The sequence below is a fragment of the Paenibacillus sp. BJ-4 genome, from assembly GCF_020404765.1.
GTDB lineage: Bacteria > Bacillota > Bacilli > Paenibacillales > Paenibacillaceae > Paenibacillus.
In genome coordinates, this window is the sequence record NZ_JAIVEM010000097.1 from 173,796 (window position 1) to 191,087 (window position 17,292).

Here is a 17,292-nt window from a genome sequence, read left to right on the forward strand (position 1 = left end):
TGCTCCTCCTTTGACTTACTTAGAAATGATGGTGAAGTATGGGAGGCACACCTATTGGGGAGGCTGCAGGATTGAACTGAAAAATTGTCGATTGTGCAGGACATGCGGATCGTTGGGGACATACGTCGCAGCTTGCTCATTGTGCCAATTCGCACGTGTGTAGTCCTTCAGCCGAAAATGGCAAATGCATAGCTGTATATGAGGAAACCAAGTGTGATACGGCTCCTGTACCGGGCCCATCGTGTCAGGGGGAGTTAGAACGGTAGCCATATCGTACCAGTAGATAGCTTTGGTGATCTCATTTTTGTGCAAAAAATAATGACCTATTCGACAGCACAGGTCTGGCCTGGGCGTATCGAAGGTCAAGCTTTGGAGAGCTGCAGTGATACTTTGCTCCAGCTTGCCAAGCTGTTGCAGACAGTCGGCCATTTTGCTACATGCACTTATTGCGTCCTCTATCCAACATTGTCCGGTATCGAGAAAATCCTGATAAGCCTGTACTGCCTGTTCATACCTTCCATTGTCCCTAAGCTCATTGGCGTAATAATAGAGGTCGCGTGGAGAGAGGATTTTGCCTTGGGCGAGCTGCTTCTCGTAAATTCGCAGATTTCGGCCTGGGGCGACTGTGTGTGTTCTGGTGTGAGTTATGGCTATATCGGCATGTTGAATATTTCCATCTACGGTGAGATACTCATGTACTGCTCCGTACCAACGGAATCCTGCCGAACGTCTTACCAAGCGGTTTCGATGAAAATGCAGTGTGACATTGCCATAATCATCGAAGGCATAGTGATATTTCATAGACACCGAGTCGACGGTAGGTGTGGCTGATGAATCAAGATTATGCCTTAGCTCAAGCAGCTTGTTTGCGTCTTGTTCCTTTAACATGTCATTGGCATCAAGCCAGAGAATGTACTCCTGTGTAGCTTGCTCAAACGAATAGTTACGTGCAAGGGCAAAATGATCTACCCAATCAAACGGAAAAATTCGATCTGTATAGGCGCGGCATATGTCAAGGGTTTGATCCTGTGAACCGGTGTCCACAATGTTAATTTCATCTACGATATGATGCACGGATTCAAGACAGCGGCCGATAGTGTTCTGATCATTTTTGACGATCATGCACAGGCTGATACTGATCAATGGAGCATCACTCCTTTGTAAGTCATTTCTGATTTATAGAAGCCCTGCCGTAATCACGGCAGGGCAAGGATGACTAAGCCGAACGTACTAGCCAGCTTTGTCAACAGGGTATGTTACATCGGTTGAGTCCATGAGGAGGTCGTAAAAGAAGGTTAGAGCCCAGTTGGTCCCGTAGGTCCGGTTGGACCTGTTGGCCCTTGTGGACCCGTGTCGCCTGTGGCCCCCGTAGGCCCGGTTGGGCCTGTAAATCCAAGGCCAAACGGTCCGGTAGGTCCAGTCGGTCCGGCAACGCCCGTGTCGCCTGTAGCGCCCGTAGCCCCAGTCGGTCCGGTAGCGCCCGTGTTGCCTGTGGCCCCTGTAGCCCCAGTCGGTCCGGTAGCGCCCGTGTCTCCCTTGGCCCCCGTAGCACCGGTAGGTCCGGTAACGCCTGCGTTGCCTGTAGCGCCCGTGGCTCCAGTCGGTCCGGCAGGTCCGGTTGGTCCAACGGCTCCAGCTGCGCTTGCTTTAACAAGAGCAATGGAATCAATGGCTATATCAGCGGTGTTAGCAAAGGCATTTTTACTAATAATCAAAAAAGCATAGGCTGTGTTTGGCGGAACAGGAGCTGTAACTTCATAAAGGCTTTGCCATGTTCCATTAATAGCGTCAGGCAATGTGCCTGCGCTCAAATAGGTAGTCAGCCCCGTACCAAGGAAGGTAAAAGCAGCATCATAGTAGTATAGAAAAATGTTGAGCTGGGGATTAATTTGGCTTCCAATTTTCGCAGCTGAAAGGCTTAATGTATAGCTTTCGCCTGGAGCGGCTAAAACGACCTGGGAAAGAGATGCATCCACCGCGCCTCCTGCCAGAATCGCACTATAAAAGTTGGTCTTTTTGACAGATAAGCTGGTGACGGTCACATTGACAGAGCTCCAAAAAAGGGTTGATCCGGTTTCAAAGTCACCGTTTGAGATTAGATTGGTAAACAATACGCTCATCGCTTTTTGCACATTCCCTTCATACGTTGTAGTGATAGTAGATGCGAATCCATAATATGGCGAACCGTACAAGTTTACGAGGATAAAAGCCTATTTTCCTGTTCACATTTTAGACACATTATTTTAAGCTTCTATTTAAGTGACGTTAAGCTAAGGCTATATGTGTGGGATTATCATTAGAATTTAAAAGTGTAGCATGAGGTAGGGGGAGACCGCTGCGCGAAGGCTTTGGGCTTCCGATCGCTGTTGCTGTAGGATTCTTCTTGGATTAGATGAGACATATAAAGGTAAGAATCCTCCAGCAAAGGCGACCGCTGGCGCTTCTCCAGCTCCAACCCCTCCGCTCCGCTGCTACCCGCTACTCATGCACATTTTGGTAGGGGAGCAGGTAGGGGGAGACCGCTGCGCGAAGGCTTTGGGCTTTCGATCGCTGTTGCTGTAGGATTCTTTGGATTAGATGAGACATATAAAGGTAAGAATCCTCCAGCAAAGGCGACCGCTGGCGCTTCTCCAGCTCCAACCCCTCCGCTCCGCTGCTACCCGCTACTCATGCACATTTTGGTAGGGGAGCAGGTAGGGGGAGACCGCTGCGCGAAGGCTTTGGGCTTTCGATCGCTGTTGCTGTAGGATTCTTTGGATTAGATGAGACATATAAAGGTAAGAATCCTCCAGCAAAGGCGACCGCTGGCGCTTCTCCAGCTCCAACCCCTCCGCTCCGCTGCTACCCGCTACTCATGCACATTTTGGTAGGGGAGCAGGTAGGGGAAGACTGCTGCGCGAAGGCTTTGGGCTTTCGAACGTTATTGTGGGGATTCTTTTGCCACGTGGTAGGGCGGTAAGATTTTGTAATACGATAAAAGAAAGGGTGAAACGTGTGCTCAAGGTGCAACAGGTAAGCAAGTGGTATGAGGGCAACCGGGGCGTACATAAGCTGGATTTTGAAATGCAGCGCGGTGAAATTGTCGGTTTTTTGGGGCCGAATGGTGCGGGTAAAACAACAACAATGCGCATGATTACAGGGTATCTCCAGCCGAATGAGGGAGTAATTACGATTGACGGCATCCCGATTCAGGATAAGGGCAGACAGGCTCGTTCCAAAATCGGTTATTTGCCGGAGACTCCACCTTTGTATGGAGATATGTCCGTCCAATCCTATTTAAAATTTGTAGCTAGTATTCGGGACGTACCTGCGCGAGAGCAGAAGCTGCGTATTTCTGAAATGATTTCCCGGCTGGGGCTGAACGGGCGTGAAAAACAACTGGTACGCAGTTTATCCAAAGGGTATAAACAACGTTTGGGACTGGCGGGGGCGATGATCCATAACCCGGACTTGCTGGTGCTGGATGAACCGACCTCAGGCTTGGATCCTAATCAGATTTTGGAGATTCGTCAGCTTATTCAGGAGATTGGTGAAAATCATACGGTACTGCTCAGCACGCATATTTTGCCTGAGGTGGACGCTTTATGCAATCGGGTCCTTATCATCCATGAGGGTGAATTGGTGCTGGATGGGCGACCTGATACACTCGGCGGTTCGATGGAAGATGGATTTAAGGTAAAGGTGGAAGTCAAAGGAAAACGTGAGCAGGTGCTGGATGTCCTGCAGGCTTGGGGAAAAGTGGAGGTCGAGCCTTTAGCATCTGCCCTGTCTCATGCGGATATGAAGCGGACTGCAAGAGAGCAGGATTTGACTGGAGTGTTGCTAACAGGAGCTTCCAGTGAGGATTTTCGCGAAGAGCTGTTTTATGTGTTGTCTGATGCGAGGCTTCCGATTTTGGAGATGAAAAAAGAGAGTCTTAGTCTGGAAAATATCTTCCAGCAGTTGACGACCCGCGAGACGGGGGCAGGTCAGGTCGGCGATCAAGCAGTTTATGCTGTATCCTTCACGGAGAATACAGCATCCACAGGCGTTAAAGTAGGTCATGAAGAGTCCGCATCCAGCGGTAACATGGTCGTAGAAGACAAGGATACAGGAGGTAATCAGTCATGAGGCGTTTGTTCGCGGTCTGTCAAAAAGAGCTACAGGCCTATTTGTGGACACCCACGACGTATTTTGCGCTGGCAGTGTACATGCTGCTGACGGGGTTACTCTTTTATACGAATTTTGTCCTGTATCAGCCCAGTATTCTGGACTATCGGTTAGTGCTTGGTGATACGCTGTCCATGCTGGTATTTGTCGTTCCACTACTCACGATGCGGTTGGTCGCGGAGGAATTCAGGCAGGGTACAGATGAACTGCTGCTAACCTCACCTGTAAGTGTGACAGAAATGATTATCGGTAAATTTTTGGCGTCGCTGGGCATGTTGTTGATTTTAGTGCTGTGCAGTCTGGCGTATCCGGTGGTGATGTCCTTTTATGGATCGCTGGATTGGACGGTGGTGCTTACATCCGTGATCGGTCTGTTTTTGCTTGGCGCATCCATGATGGCGATCGGCTTGTTTGCTTCGACGCTTTCACAGCATCAGATGATGTCGGCGGTTGTTAGCTTTATTATTTTACTCGTATTTTGGATGCTGGATTCGTTTGGTGGACAAACGGGCGCATCTGCGGCGGTACAGCAATGGCTGGAGCCTTTTTCACTAACCGCACGGTTTGACAGTTTCACCAAAGGATTGCTGAACGGAGCCGATGTGATGTATTACGTGACAGTGGCGGCACTCTTTTTGCTGTTTAGCATCCAAGTAGTCGAACGGAAACGGTGGAGGTGATCAGGATGAAAAAATGGCTGGGTCATACAAACAGTGTGGTATTATCGGTTGCGGCTATAGGAATTTTTATTTTGCTGACGTTATTTCTGCGTTCGCTGGGAGGCTTTCAACTGGATTTGACGTCAGGCAAGCAGTATACGCTGTCTGACCAGACGTTAACGGCTATTCAGGGAGTGAAGGAAGACGTACGATTCATTGCTTTTACCGTATCCACTTCACAAAATCAGAAGCTGAACCGCGATGTTACGGATATGCTGAGCGAATACGCCAAGCGTAACAGCAAGCTCAAGGTCGAGCAATACGATCTGAATCAGGAACCGGTGCTGGCCAAGCAATATGGTGTTACCGCAGCATCTATTGTGTTGGTGCAGGGTGAAAAGAAACGGGTTATAGATATTGGGAGTCTGTTTACGCAAGCGCAGGGGAGTGGTGAAGGAGCATATCAGTTTACCGGTGAAGAAAAGCTGACCAGCGGATTGCTGGGGCTATCATCGACCCGTCAGGGGAAAGTGGTTTTTCTAACCGGACATGAGGAAATCCCTTTGTCTCAAATGACTGAATTAAGCAGCTCTCTGGCACAGGATAATGTGAAAACAGAAGAAGTACAGCTCAATCGGGCCGGCAGTGTGCCTAAAGATGCATCCGTGTTGGCGATTGTCGGGCCACAGCGGGATATCAGCACAACGGAGCTGAAGAGTATTCGTACGTACCTTGACGGCGGTGGAAAGCTTTTTATGGCGTTGGGCTTTCATCCGAACATGCAATCCGACTGGAAGAACCTTGACGGCCTGGCGGCTGATTATGGAGTGAAGGATACGCATGCGATTGTGGTGGATCAGGAGCAGACGAATACGCTGGGACCTTTATGGACAGTTCCTACCTTCGGCAGTCATGCGATCACCGATAAGCTGGCAGCCTCCAATCTGTACCCGGTTCTTTCGCTGTCTATTGCTTTACAGGCGGAGGAGCAAAAGATTTGGAAGACGACGTCTCTGCTAAAATCTTCTGCTGCCAGCTATGGTGAAACGAATATCCAGGGGCTGCTGAACAACGAAACACAGAAGGATGGCAAGGACCCGCAGGGGCCGCTTGATCTAGGGTACGCAGTAGATGGGAAAGACGGCAAGCCCGAAGCGGTGATTCTCGGAACGTCTGCGCTTCTAAGCGACACCGAGATCAGCACGGGAGGAAATCGGGATTTTGTATTGAACAGTCTGAATTATGTGCAGGAACACTCTGATGGACTCACCATTCGGCCTCGTCAGGAGCAGGATTACAAGGTAGCTTATTTGACTCCCGCGCAAGCGAAAACGATATTGACCCTATCCGTCATCGGATTGCCGTTGCTGTTCGCGGTAATCGGAATCTTATTATGGTGGAGGCGAAGAAGAGCATGAGAAAATGGATACCCACAGTGCTGCTGTTAGTTGTATTGGGAGCGGGTATAATCTATGCCAAGAGCCAAAACTTTTTTCGTGAACAAGCACCGGCGGCCCGCCAGCTGGTTCAGCTTACTAGGGAAGATATTTCGTCTTTCGCTATCACAGGAAAGGACGGCACCACGGTGGAGCTTACACAGCGTGATGGCAAATGGAGCATGAGCAAGCCACAGTCTTACCCGTTAAACGGATATACAATAGACAATTGGTTAGCGGCAATCCAAGATGTGAAGCTGGGTGAAACGGTAGAATCTTCCCCCAAGGATGTAGCCAAATACGGAATCAGCGCTACCCATGACCGGATTGAGATCAAGACCAAGAAGGGCGATGTGCATACCTTTGCGTTTGGTGAAACGTTACCTTCGGGAGATGCTGCTTATGTTTTATCAGATCAAAAAGAGGTAGCCTCCGTACCTATAGATACACTTTCGGGGTTGCTGCTGGGTACTGCTGATTTTACTGATACAACACCGTTCGACTGGGATGATGCCAAGCTAAGCGGACTAGAGTGGGAAGGCGAAAAGGCCTCATGGATGCTCAAGTCCTCTGGCAGCAGCCAAGCCGGAGATAGTGCATCCACTTCCTGGACGCTGAACGGAAAGTCAATAGCCGGTGATACGGCGACCTCCTTGTCGCAGCAAATCAAAAATCTGGCCAGCAATCTGCCCCTGCGCAAAGCCTCTGAGCTGAGCAAGCCTGTTCATCGCTTTACGCTGAGTGTATCGCTGGATCAGGATAAATCCCAGCTGGTTTATCAGGGCTGGACGCTTAACGATGATCCGGATACGGTGTGGGTCGTACCTCCACAAAGTAACTGGGCCTATGGTCTGTCAGTATCTGAGGTGAACCGTATCGAACAAAATGGACACGACCACGCTCAGACTAAAAAATAAATAATAGATGATTTAATTTATATGTATGCAAAGAGGCTCCAACGGCGAATAATCGTCTGCCGGAGCTTCTTTGTGTTCGTTATTCATCAGGTTTACTGCTTTTGGAAGAAGGGCTGTTGTTATCGTTTAATTCCTTAATGACCTGAATCAGCTCATGAAGCGAGAGATCCAGCTTATCCAATTTTTCTTCCATCGTGTGCAGGATGTGCCGCAACAAAATAAAACAAAGCCCAGCTGGAAATCCGACGTTGGTTACCAAAGACAAAGCATCATCCATCTGCAATGTATTCCCTCCTTTTTAGCCGTATATAAATGAAGGTAAATTAAAAGAACCATATACAACTGCTTGGAAAAATAGTATAATAAATAAGAACAAATGTTCCCTTTTTGGTTGTTAAATAGGTTCCCAAATTACCCTATAATATGAGGATTTCGAAAGGCCAAATTCAAAGAGAAAGGGTGATTTACAATCAGTACATCTCAGCTAACTTTGGTGGAACAATACCGAAAGAAGTTATACCGCATTGCATGGAGAATTCAATACCGTGCGCGGGTACAAACCAATCATGAATTTGTAATGGAGAAGAACGAAGCCGTCGGTACTCCATCTTTTACAGACTCTGTAAACTCTAAAATGTATACCCTACAGCTCATCAACTCTCTACCGTCTGAGATCGGCAAAACCATCATCTTTGATCTTTACATACTAGACAAAACCGAAGCACAGATTGCAGGAGAGTTAAAGCTATCCCAACAGGCGGTGAATAAATGGAAAAAGAAAATGCTCAAGGAATTATTTCGGATGCTGAGTTCATCCAACTGCTCAAATTAGCACGAAGTGGTGATCAGGAGGCTATGTGCAGAATACTTCATTTATTTGAGGAAGACATTCGGAAAACCAGCCGGTATATCCGCATGTCCCGTGAGGATGCCGTTCAAAGTATTGTGACTGATTTTATCGAAGAATTACGGCAAGAATTCAAATAGAAAAGGTGGACAATGGATATCATAAGCTTGCAAATTCTGACGATTAGACTCATCAGCCTGTCCCTAAAGATAAGTGAGGTTAACATGATCAAAAGCCTGAAATCGCTCATAGGAAGCGTCCTCAGGCTTTTGATATTTAAAATAAATTAGTCAACATACTTGTTACCGTCAGTGTCAATATAAATGGATTGAACAGCCGTGCGGCGGTAAGGATAGCCGGCCTCCGTGGTGCCACTAATTTCATAGGTTACGGAATAAATGCCGGGCTTGTCCGCTTTGGAAAGCTCGATTTGTCCGGTAGGATTAACGGTTTTTTGCTGTAACGTCAAACCCTTGGACGCTGAAGTGATCCCTTGCTGCGGGTCACCGTAGTATTGAACCTGGTAGGTGACTTCTGTAACGCTGTCCATAGAATCCTGTGGTTTCAGATTCAGCTTCGGACCCACTGCGTTGAGTTTGTATTTTAGTTCAGGCACCTGAACGGCTTGATAGCGAGCAATCAGGAGATATGCTCCTTGATCAGGAGTCGTGACGTTCAGTTTATAGGTGCCCGGTTTTGGATTTTGAATGACAGCGTTATGATGCCAGGCACCAGCAAAAATTTCGTCATCATAACCTGCTTTCAGATTAACAGTCTCGCTGGTACCGTCAGGCTTAGTCAGCTCAAGCTGACTTACACGCTTATCGCTGATCCAATCCAGATCAATGGATTGAACACCATTTTCAACAGTGAGGATTTCGGAGGCTTTTCCATTATAGTCTCCGCCGCGGATAAAGTATGAATTGTCGATCTCGCTGTAGGTGGATTGTAGAGCAGAAGCAGGCAGGGAAGATGCTGCTGAAAGTGCCTCAGCTTCCTGATTCAAAGCTGGAGTGTTCGCTTGGAGGTAGGGCTGGATCAGGGAAAAAACGTAGGAGCCGGTACGAACTTTGGCATGATCCCATGGTCCGACTTTGACTATACGTCCACCGGGAAGCTTTGCATTGTCGACTGTGACCACTCCATCATTCTTGCCAAAGGTTGCGAGGTAAAGTCCGCCGAGTATGTAGGATGCGGTGCCGTCTGACCAGTTATCACCAGCAAACGTGAAGAACGGAATGGTAGTCGCGCTGCTGAGTGCATCGGTCTTGGATCGGAAATACTTCATATAAGATGTCTGTAAAGTAGAGGTACCGGGATTCTGTGAGCCGACGATATCTGCCAGCCATCCGGCCCAGCTGCTGTAGGCGAGATCTGCAAGTTGCGAGCCATGATGGGGACTGCTGAGGGTGATGACACGTTGTACATAAGGAGCGGCTCCGTTATATACGAGAGCGGTTTGAGTATCTACTCCACCTTTGCTGTGGGCGATGACGATGAGTTTTTTTCCAAAATGATTACTAATGACCTTGATTTTGTCGGCTAGAAGTTTACCATTGTCCCACATATCCTGTGATGTGCCGTTTGCGTCGTAAAGATTAATGGTGGCTGTTTGGTATCCGGCGTCACGAGCGCGCTGAAGCATATCGTTGTTATTTTTGGTCCAGACTTCAGCGCTACTGTTCAAACCATGTACAAACAATAGTGCGGGCTTGGCAGGATCAACGCGATTAGGTGGCGGGCCTTCTGCCCAGCTTCCGGCGGGATCTTTCGGGGGTTGGGGTGTAGTGGAGCCTGCAAATGCGCCGACAGGAACAAGAGTGACAGATAATAAAAAAATAAACATCAAAACAGTGATTTTTTTCAAACTTGAAATCCTCCTTTTGTAAAATAAAGTATTTTTCCCAACCTATTATATATTCCATCATGTGGTGAATCATCAATTGTATTTCATATTTACATTAAAATTTTATTTTTTCAGTCATTTTTTAGTCAGGATATCCCTACGATTCATGGCGCATGCTATTCTCGTCACACATTTTATATGTATGGAGGATGAGTTCATGCCAGGAACTAAGAAGGTCATCAGTTTGACGATTTCTGCTGCTTTACTTGCCAGCATGGCTACTTTGACAGGATGTGGGACTGCGAATCATAACGTCCGCACGAACGCTACCCGCTATAACGCGCAAAGCACACATCATATGGATGGTGTGAACCGTTATGGTATGGACGGCGTGAATCGTATTGACGGTGTAAACCGTTATGGGGTGAAATCCAACGGTATGGACGGGGCGCCATTGAATGACAATACCAACAGAGCAGGACACCCAGTTCGTAATTTGCAAGTCGATCGCAATCTGTCCAAACGCATATCTGAGCTGCCGGATGTAAAATCTGCGACAGTGCTGGTTGGTGAACGTAATGCATATGTAGCGGTTTCCATGAAGGATCAAGCCAACGGAACAGGTGTAGGTGCTCCAGGCGTCAACGGTACAGATGTTGGTGCTCCAGGCGCTAACGGTACTGAACGTTACAGAAACGCACCGAGCGTGAATGGTGTTAACGGCACGAGAGGCAACTATACGACGGGGACTACAACGCCCGGTATGACAGGCAATGGCGTTACCGGAAACGGAACACCTGCGCGTCGTGATGACGGGTTGTTCGGTACGATGGGAACTGGTTCGTACGGCATGCTGCGTGGTATGACAGACAACAACAATCGTACAGATACGACAATTGAAGGAGCAAGAACTGCATATGAACCAAGTGCGATGACCGATGCAGTCAAGAGTCGTATAGCCAACAAGGTTAAGCAATTTGCACCTTCGATTGAACAGGTGTATGTATCTGCTAACCCAGACTTTATCAAGCACACTACCGATTTTACGCGCAGTGTGCAAAATGGTCATCCAATTCGAGGCTTGAGTAATGAAATGGTGGATGTCATTGAACGCGTGTTCCCAACCCCTGCGGCTGGTACGAACCGTCCAATGCTAAATACACCACCAACACGTCCACAAAATCATACACCTGCACCTATGAATCATCGCTAATTCACCACATATGTGTGTAATGCCCAAAAAAAGAGCTATCCATTTCGGCGAATGTGCCGACGGATAGCTTTTTGGTTTAGGGGAACGATATAAATGGTTGGCGCATTCCTTTAATCCATACGCCTTGCAGATTAAAGTCGGAATCCAGTAACAGGATGTCTGCTTGTTTGCCTGCTTCAAGCGAACCTGTACGATTATGAATGTTCAGGGATTGTGCCGGATTCAGGCTGGCCATTTGTGATGCTTCGGGGATACTCAAGCCCACTTGTTGAACCAGATAACGAAAGCCTGCAATCATGGTCAGTGTGCTTCCCGCCAATGTGACCCCATCCTCCAGTCGTGCCACACCATCCTGCACGATCACTGGCAGATCACCGAGCGTGTAGTGTCCATCTTCCAGCCCGGTGGCAGACATGGCATCAGTAATTAAAATGAGATTATGATTCTGTTTTAGCTTGGCGAGCAGAGAAATGGCGGCAGGATGCACATGGATGCCGTCCGCGATGACCTCCGCTTCAATGCGCGGATCAGCTAGTACCGCTCCAGCCGCTCCCGGCTTGCGGTGATGCAGTGGAGTCATGGCATTGAACGTATGCACCGCATGGTTCAGGCCCGCCGCCGCTGCCTTCTCCACCTCTTCATATGTGGCATCCGTATGACCCAGAGCCGCGGTGATGCCATGGCTGCGCAGCCATGCAATCAGTTCCAGCGCGCCCTCCCGTTCGGGCGCAAGCGTCAGCTGGCGTACAAGGCCCGGGTAGCGCTGCTCCCATTCTGCCATCCACGCGAGATTCGGAGACACGATGTGTTCAGGGTTTTGTGCTCCCGGCCAGTTCGGGCTAATGAACGGCCCTTCCAGATGCACACCCTCCAGCTGTGCATAGGGCATGGGATGTTTCATATAGGCATGAACTTCACTCAGCACCCGGTCAATTCGTTCCTTGGGTGCGGTCATCGTGGTAGCCAGCATGGCAGTCGTTCCTTGCGAGCCGTGAAAGGAGGTGATCGCATTCAGTACCCTTGGATCGGAGTCCATAAAATCCTCGCCGTTCCCGCCGTGAACATGAATATCAATAAAGCCCGGCAGCAGATAGCCGCTTTCCAAACGAACTATATTCATTGCTTCAGTTGTACCATCTGCCTGACTTGGCTTGTCAACTGATGTCCAATCCGTAGGCAAATTCTCCTCTGAACCAGCGTATACAATGGATTGTCCCTTAATGACGACAACCCCTTTATCAATAATGTCGTTGCCGATAACAACCTGTCCATACAGCAGCTGAGTTATGCTGCCACTCGATTCATCTGAGTTCAATTGAACCATCCTCCTGCTTCCTGATCCAGTAATATAAGCACGTTGGGGTGGCATTGCAGCAGGGAAGCCGGACATTCTGTAGTGACGGGTCCAGTCAAAGCCTGCTTTATAATGTCAGCCTTATCCGCGCCAAAAGCCACCAGTACAATTTGTTTTGCCTTTAAAATCGTGCCTACGCCCATCGTAATGGCTTGCTGGGGTACAGCATCTATATTGCCAAAAAATCGGGCATTTGCCGTCCGCGTTCTTTCTTCCAAATCGACAACATGTGTGGACCCAGTCAAGCTGTGACCAGGTTCGTTAAAGCCGATATGACCATTATGGCCAATGCCGAGCAATTGGAGATCCACGGGCCCATGATCCAGAATGGCTTGCTCGTGTGCTGCACATTCTGCTGCCAAATCCATTGCATTCCCGTCAGGTACGCGCGTATGGGCAATGGGAATATCGATATGTTGGAACAGGTGTTCATTCATAAAGCTGCGGTAGCTCTGCGGGTGACCCGGGGAAAGGCCGACATATTCATCAAGATTGACAGTATAGGCTCGGGAAAAGCTGATCTGTCCCTTGCGGTACATATCTGCAAGATGTCGGTAGATGCCAATAGGCGTACTACCGGTAGCCAGACCAAGCATGGCCTGCGGTTTGGTTAGCAGCAAGCCGGATATCACAGCGGCGGCATTAGCGTTCAGGTCTTCACGGCTGTTCAAAATGCGTATGTTCATCTTAGTGACCTCCTGGTTGTTTTTTGAGCTTGCTCACTTGTTGATATGAACCTTCCAATCTCGGAATATATTTGTCAAAATTCGCGCTCACCATACCTGTAAACAGGATATCTATGATATGAAGCTGGGCGATGCGGGACGCCATATCTCCCCGCCGCATTCCTTCCTCCAGTGAAGAGGAAAATAGAGCAATATCCGAAATACCCGCCAGCGTATTGTTTCCGAAGGAGGTTAGGGATAGTGTTTTGGCTCCCTGCTCCTTTGCACAGCGCAGAGCTGCGATCGTCTCCTGGGTTTCCCCCGAGTAGGAGACTGCAAAGGCGACATCTCCCGGTCCGAGCGAGGAGGCCGAGGTGATCTGCATATGCGAATCGGCGAAGGCGGTACTGTTTTTGCCGATACGAATGAGCTTCTGGTAAAAGTCTTGCGCCACTATGGAGGATGTCGCCATCCCGTACAAATCAATGCGGCTTGTATCCGACAGCCAAGTAATGGCCTGCTCCAGCTTTTCGAAATCCAGCAGCCGAGTCGTGTCCGCAATAGATGCGGTGTGGTTGGCCTGAATAGCCTGCACGATACGGGAAAGTGAATTTCCGGCAACAATGTCCTGATAGGATTCTTCACCATTACGGTTTGAATGGGACAATTCGGTGGCCAGCTTCATTTTGAAATCAGGATAGCCTTTAAAATGTAATGACTTGCAAAACCGTGTAACGGTCGCCGCACTCACACCACAACGCTCTGACAGTTCCCGAATACCCAGATGCAGCACATCTTCCGGGGATTGCAGAATGGATTCTGCCAGCCTGCGCTCTTGTACGGGGAGCTGCTCCAGTCTATGGGCTAATGTATGAAGAATGGGGGACATGAGCTGTACTCCTTTAGCTGTATAATGCTTTTGTGAAAAAAATTACCGTTAAATATAATGAAAATGAGAAAAATATTTTCATGTATATTGTAAAATAATTATGTCCTTCCTGCAAGAGAAGTGAGGAGAATATTTGCTGGATTTTAAAAAAAAATAGACTGCAAAAATTGTAGAAATTATCATACATTAATTTACATATTGCGAGTTTTATTTACAAAACAACCTATTGACTTGTCTCTTCATTGGAGGAGTATAATTGAATAAAGTTCCAGTGAAGGGATATTTCTAGGAGCTTGCAAAGGTTATCGTTGGGCAGAACAAACAGAATCTCATTCACAAGGAGGAGTTGCTATGCAAAGCCGAGTGATTGAAATGATCAGCGCGGTCAAGGAAGATCCTGAACTGGTCGGTAAGCTGGATGGACATTCGGATATTATTCATGATGCAGGACTGGATTCGTTGCAGTTGGTTCATTTCATGCTGCAAGTAGAGGATGCGTTTGATGTGGAAATCGATTTTGATTCCTTTGAGCTGGAACATTTGTGCTCGGTAGATGCCTTTTGCAGCTATATACAGGGGATCAGCGAGGCTGAACAAGTGCCGCACTCGGAAGGAATGAAGACGGTCTAAGAGGCGGCTTTGGCGTAGGCATACTCTGCCTGAAAATCCATTAAACGAGGTGTTAGCATGCAGCCCAAAAGCAATGTGCTGATTGATGAGAAGGCGTTCAAGCTCATCAAGCGTAACCTGAAAAACGCTTCCGTGTCTTATCGTAACGCAACCCAGAACCCTGCTTTCAAAACGGACATGCCCCAGACGATCGGCATTAAGCTGACCAACCGCTGCAACCTGAGATGTACTCACTGCTTTGAATGGAACGAGGAAGGCTATCATCATCAAATGGATAAAGAAGAGCAAAACATGGATCTTGCCCCGGACATGCTTCGGCAAATTTTGAGCGAGACCAAGGAAGCCAAGTCCCGTCTATACATGTGGGGCGGTGAACCGATGTTTCACCGGCGCTTTGATGAAATTTTGGACGTGCTGGCGGAAGACCGGCGCGAAATGACGTTTTGTACGAACGGATTACTCATTGATAAATATTTGGACCAGATTTTGGATTTATCTGAAAATCTGGAACTATTAATAGCGATTGAAGGTTTTGAAAGAGAACATGATCTGATTCGCGGTAAAGGCACCTTTCAAAAAACGATGCGGCAGATGGATAAGCTGATTGAACTGCGTGACCAGGGATTGTACAAAGGGCGGGTAACCGTCCATGCGGTCATTAACGATAACATGATCGGACGGATGTACGAATTTCTGCAAATGCTGGAGGACAAACGGCTGGATCTGGTGCTGCTGACGTTCCCCTGGTACATTTCCAAAGAAACCTCCCTCAAAATGGATGAATATTTTACACGTAACTTCTCTTGGCTCCGACAGCTTGAAGAAAATAATATTAGTAGCTGGCATGCTTTCAAATATAAAATCAACCCGGATAACATCGACCCTCTGATGCAGGAGCTGCAGCGGATCAATGAGCGGGTATGGAACATTCGTGTGCGCTATCAGCCCGGTCTGGACTATGAGGAGATTGATAAATTTATACATGGCGAGGAAATGGTCAGCCGTTGTTCCAATCAATGCCTGGCACTCACCTCCAGAACGGATATCTTGCCGGATGGGAAGGTTATGCCTTGCAAATTTTTCAGTGAGTTCACGATTGGAAGCTTGCGTGAGCACAGTCTGGAGGAGATATGGAATTCGGATGCGTATGAGAAAACCCGTCAAAAGATTAATCACGAAGGCTTGACGCCTGTATGCTCCAAATGCAGCGTTTTATACCTGCATGGAGCCGGCTCTTTGAAATATATCTAGTGTCCTATGAATGTTGTTTGTTACGGAATGGAAGAGAGGGATGACAGGACGTGACGACTAAAACGATAAATCTCGTGGAAGCGCTTGCTCATGAACGAGATCATGGTGTACTGATTTGGCTGTTCAATATTGGCGCAGAGCAGGTATGGCATCCGTCCCCCCGCAAGGGGGGGATGGTGGACAAGGATGAACAGCAGGTCGTAAACCGGATGGAGGAGATGAATCTCCTTCTGTGTCGAAGTCAGGATATCATTGTACTTCGTGAAAAGCCGGATGAGGCTTTTCTGGACATGCTTCAGCGGTTGGGCTTTAGCCTGCCGCGTATTGAGGTGCCGGAGCCTTCTGACCTACTAACGCCGATTTCGGAGCTGGTGCTGGCGGACAAGGCGCTTTTGGCACGACTGCGCGCGGTTGCGGAGGCAGGCCACAGCGGCGGTGGAGCCAAAGCGTGGCTCGTTCCATATGCGGTCACACCGCAGGAGGAAGCGATTGCGGAGTGCTGCGGGTTGGAGCTGATTGGCGCTCCGTCCTCGGTCAGCGCTCGGGTGAATGATAAAATATTCAGTCGCCTGACCGCGCAAAAGCTTGGTTTTGCTGTCAGTGAAGGGGCTGTATGTGAAGACGAAGCAGCGATCCGCAGGGAGTGTGTCAGACTAGCTGAATTGGCGGACGGACCTGTGAAGCTGATTATCAAGCAGCCGCACGGCGCTTCGGGACAAGGCATGTATATGCTGGACGAGCTGTCCAAGCTGGACACGCTGCTGAGTGTGATGAGGCGCTTCGGCGGCTCGTCGCCATCCTCCGGCGGTTGGCTGGTGGAGCGCTGGCACAACAAACAGATGGATCTCAACTATCAGCTCTGTATCGACGAGAGCGGCGGTGTGACGATGTTTTCGCTAAAAAAGCAAAACGTGGACGGGACTGTATATATCGGGTCTCAGGTTCCGGCTGAAATTGGCACTGCGCTGGAGGAAGAAGTGAGACGCTGCGCCTATCAGCTGGGAACCTATCTGTATTCCATCGGATATACAGGTATGGCCTCCATTGACGGTTTTGTGGATGAAGGCGGACTGCTGGTTCCGGTGATCGAGATTAACGGCAGGTTTACCCTGTCCACTTACATCTCGTTCCTGTCCTCTGTCTTGGGGGAGCAGCATAAAACATTGTCTCGTTACTATCGCAACGTTACCGCCTCACCTCTTACCTATAGCCGATTGTGCGATTTACTCGCGGAGGAGGGCTTGCTTTACACACCGGAACGCCCTCAAGGAGTGTTTGTTTATACGGCGGGTACGCTATCCGGTATTCCTGTAAAACGGGGATATGTGAACCGAATATTCACACTTATTTTGGCAGACAGCTGGCAGGAAGCAGAAGCTTATGCGCACAAGTTGGAAGGGATTATCGCTGGATTGGGATGCTCATAATTCGGGAGG

Annotated in this window: 17 protein-coding genes; 10 read left to right on the top strand and 7 right to left on the bottom strand. The window is 48.6% G+C overall.

Translation table 11 applies throughout. The annotated features are described in order from the left end of the window. Nucleotides 1-51: 51 nt before the first annotated feature. Both LCF57_RS17415 and LCF57_RS17420 read right to left on the bottom strand, forming a co-directional pair. Nucleotides 52-1,143 (bottom strand): glycosyltransferase, encoded by a 1,092-nt coding sequence (locus tag LCF57_RS17415; protein ID WP_226001819.1) that lies wholly within the window; start codon nucleotides 1,141-1,143, stop codon nucleotides 52-54. Nucleotides 1,144-1,295: 152 nt separating this feature from the next. Further along, nucleotides 1,296-2,120 (bottom strand): NTTRR-F1 domain, encoded by an 825-nt coding sequence (locus LCF57_RS17420; RefSeq protein ID WP_226001820.1) that lies wholly within the window; start codon nucleotides 2,118-2,120, stop codon nucleotides 1,296-1,298. A gap of 874 nt (nucleotides 2,121-2,994) precedes the next feature. On the opposite strand from LCF57_RS17420, the gene LCF57_RS17425 reads away from it, so the two are divergent. Genes LCF57_RS17425 through LCF57_RS17440 form a run of 4 tightly spaced genes read left to right on the top strand, consistent with a single transcriptional unit; the run spans nucleotide 2,995 to nucleotide 7,161 of the window. After that, nucleotides 2,995-4,110, top strand: coding sequence for an ABC transporter ATP-binding protein (locus tag LCF57_RS17425; RefSeq protein ID WP_226001883.1), 1,116 nt, complete (start codon nucleotides 2,995-2,997; stop codon nucleotides 4,108-4,110). Then, nucleotides 4,107-4,829 (top strand): ABC transporter permease, encoded by a 723-nt coding sequence (locus LCF57_RS17430; protein WP_226001821.1) that lies wholly within the window; start codon nucleotides 4,107-4,109, stop codon nucleotides 4,827-4,829. Before LCF57_RS17425 ends, LCF57_RS17430 begins: the two co-directional genes overlap by 4 nt. A gap of 5 nt (nucleotides 4,830-4,834) precedes the next feature. Further along, nucleotides 4,835-6,226, top strand: a complete 1,392-nt coding sequence (locus tag LCF57_RS17435; RefSeq protein ID WP_226001822.1) for a GldG family protein — start codon at nucleotides 4,835-4,837, stop codon at nucleotides 6,224-6,226. After that, the gene (locus tag LCF57_RS17440; RefSeq protein ID WP_226001823.1) at nucleotides 6,223-7,161 is read left to right on the top strand and encodes a DUF4340 domain-containing protein; all 939 of its coding nucleotides are present in this window, start codon (nucleotides 6,223-6,225) and stop codon (nucleotides 7,159-7,161) included. Before LCF57_RS17435 ends, LCF57_RS17440 begins: the two co-directional genes overlap by 4 nt. A 79-nt stretch (nucleotides 7,162-7,240) precedes the next feature. Here LCF57_RS17440 and LCF57_RS17445 read toward each other — a convergent pair whose 3' ends face one another. Then, nucleotides 7,241-7,444: a hypothetical protein gene (locus LCF57_RS17445; RefSeq protein ID WP_318840707.1), complete on the bottom strand. Its 204-nt coding sequence runs from the start codon at nucleotides 7,442-7,444 to the stop codon at nucleotides 7,241-7,243. Nucleotides 7,445-7,630: 186 nt separating this feature from the next. Here LCF57_RS17445 and LCF57_RS17450 point away from each other — a divergent pair, with 186 nt between their 5' ends. After that, nucleotides 7,631-7,993 carry a sigma-70 family RNA polymerase sigma factor gene (locus LCF57_RS17450; RefSeq protein ID WP_226001885.1) on the top strand — a complete coding sequence of 121 codons (363 nt, stop codon included), beginning with the start codon at nucleotides 7,631-7,633 and terminating at the stop codon, nucleotides 7,991-7,993. Between the two features lie 23 nt (nucleotides 7,994-8,016). Further along, entirely contained in the window at nucleotides 8,017-8,148 is a 132-nt protein-coding gene (locus LCF57_RS27625; protein WP_264083671.1) for a hypothetical protein, read from the top strand. Nucleotides 8,149-8,294: 146 nt separating this feature from the next. On the opposite strand, the gene LCF57_RS17460 is transcribed toward LCF57_RS27625, so the two are convergent. Beyond that, the gene (locus LCF57_RS17460; protein WP_226001825.1) at nucleotides 8,295-9,875 is read right to left on the bottom strand and encodes an esterase/lipase family protein; all 1,581 of its coding nucleotides are present in this window, start codon (nucleotides 9,873-9,875) and stop codon (nucleotides 8,295-8,297) included. Nucleotides 9,876-10,071: 196 nt separating this feature from the next. On the opposite strand from LCF57_RS17460, the gene LCF57_RS17465 reads away from it, so the two are divergent. Beyond that, nucleotides 10,072-11,067: a YhcN/YlaJ family sporulation lipoprotein gene (locus LCF57_RS17465; protein WP_226001826.1), complete on the top strand. Its 996-nt coding sequence runs from the start codon at nucleotides 10,072-10,074 to the stop codon at nucleotides 11,065-11,067. Between the two features lie 76 nt (nucleotides 11,068-11,143). Here LCF57_RS17465 and nagA read toward each other — a convergent pair whose 3' ends face one another. From nagA to LCF57_RS17480, 3 genes are read right to left on the bottom strand one after another with little or no spacing between them, the layout of a single operon-like run. Continuing rightward, complete coding sequence (nagA, locus tag LCF57_RS17470) at nucleotides 11,144-12,382, bottom strand: N-acetylglucosamine-6-phosphate deacetylase (protein WP_226001827.1); 1,239 nt, start codon at nucleotides 12,380-12,382, stop codon at nucleotides 11,144-11,146. Further along, the gene (gene nagB / locus LCF57_RS17475; protein ID WP_226001828.1) at nucleotides 12,379-13,107 is read right to left on the bottom strand and encodes a glucosamine-6-phosphate deaminase; all 729 of its coding nucleotides are present in this window, start codon (nucleotides 13,105-13,107) and stop codon (nucleotides 12,379-12,381) included. Before nagB ends, nagA begins: the two co-directional genes overlap by 4 nt. 1 nt (nucleotide 13,108) lies before the next feature. Then, nucleotides 13,109-13,975, bottom strand: coding sequence for a MurR/RpiR family transcriptional regulator (locus tag LCF57_RS17480; RefSeq protein WP_226001829.1), 867 nt, complete (start codon nucleotides 13,973-13,975; stop codon nucleotides 13,109-13,111). Between the two features lie 351 nt (nucleotides 13,976-14,326). Between LCF57_RS17480 and LCF57_RS17485 the strand changes: the two genes are divergently transcribed. From LCF57_RS17485 to LCF57_RS17495, 3 genes are read left to right on the top strand one after another with little or no spacing between them, the layout of a single operon-like run. Next, nucleotides 14,327-14,605 carry an acyl carrier protein gene (locus LCF57_RS17485; protein WP_226001830.1) on the top strand — a complete coding sequence of 93 codons (279 nt, stop codon included), beginning with the start codon at nucleotides 14,327-14,329 and terminating at the stop codon, nucleotides 14,603-14,605. 57 nt (nucleotides 14,606-14,662) lie between these two features. Beyond that, nucleotides 14,663-15,856 (top strand): radical SAM/SPASM domain-containing protein, encoded by a 1,194-nt coding sequence (locus LCF57_RS17490; protein ID WP_226001831.1) that lies wholly within the window; start codon nucleotides 14,663-14,665, stop codon nucleotides 15,854-15,856. 50 nt (nucleotides 15,857-15,906) lie between these two features. Beyond that, nucleotides 15,907-17,283, top strand: coding sequence for a peptide ligase PGM1-related protein (locus LCF57_RS17495; RefSeq protein ID WP_226001832.1), 1,377 nt, complete (start codon nucleotides 15,907-15,909; stop codon nucleotides 17,281-17,283). Nucleotides 17,284-17,292: the final 9 nt, after the last annotated feature.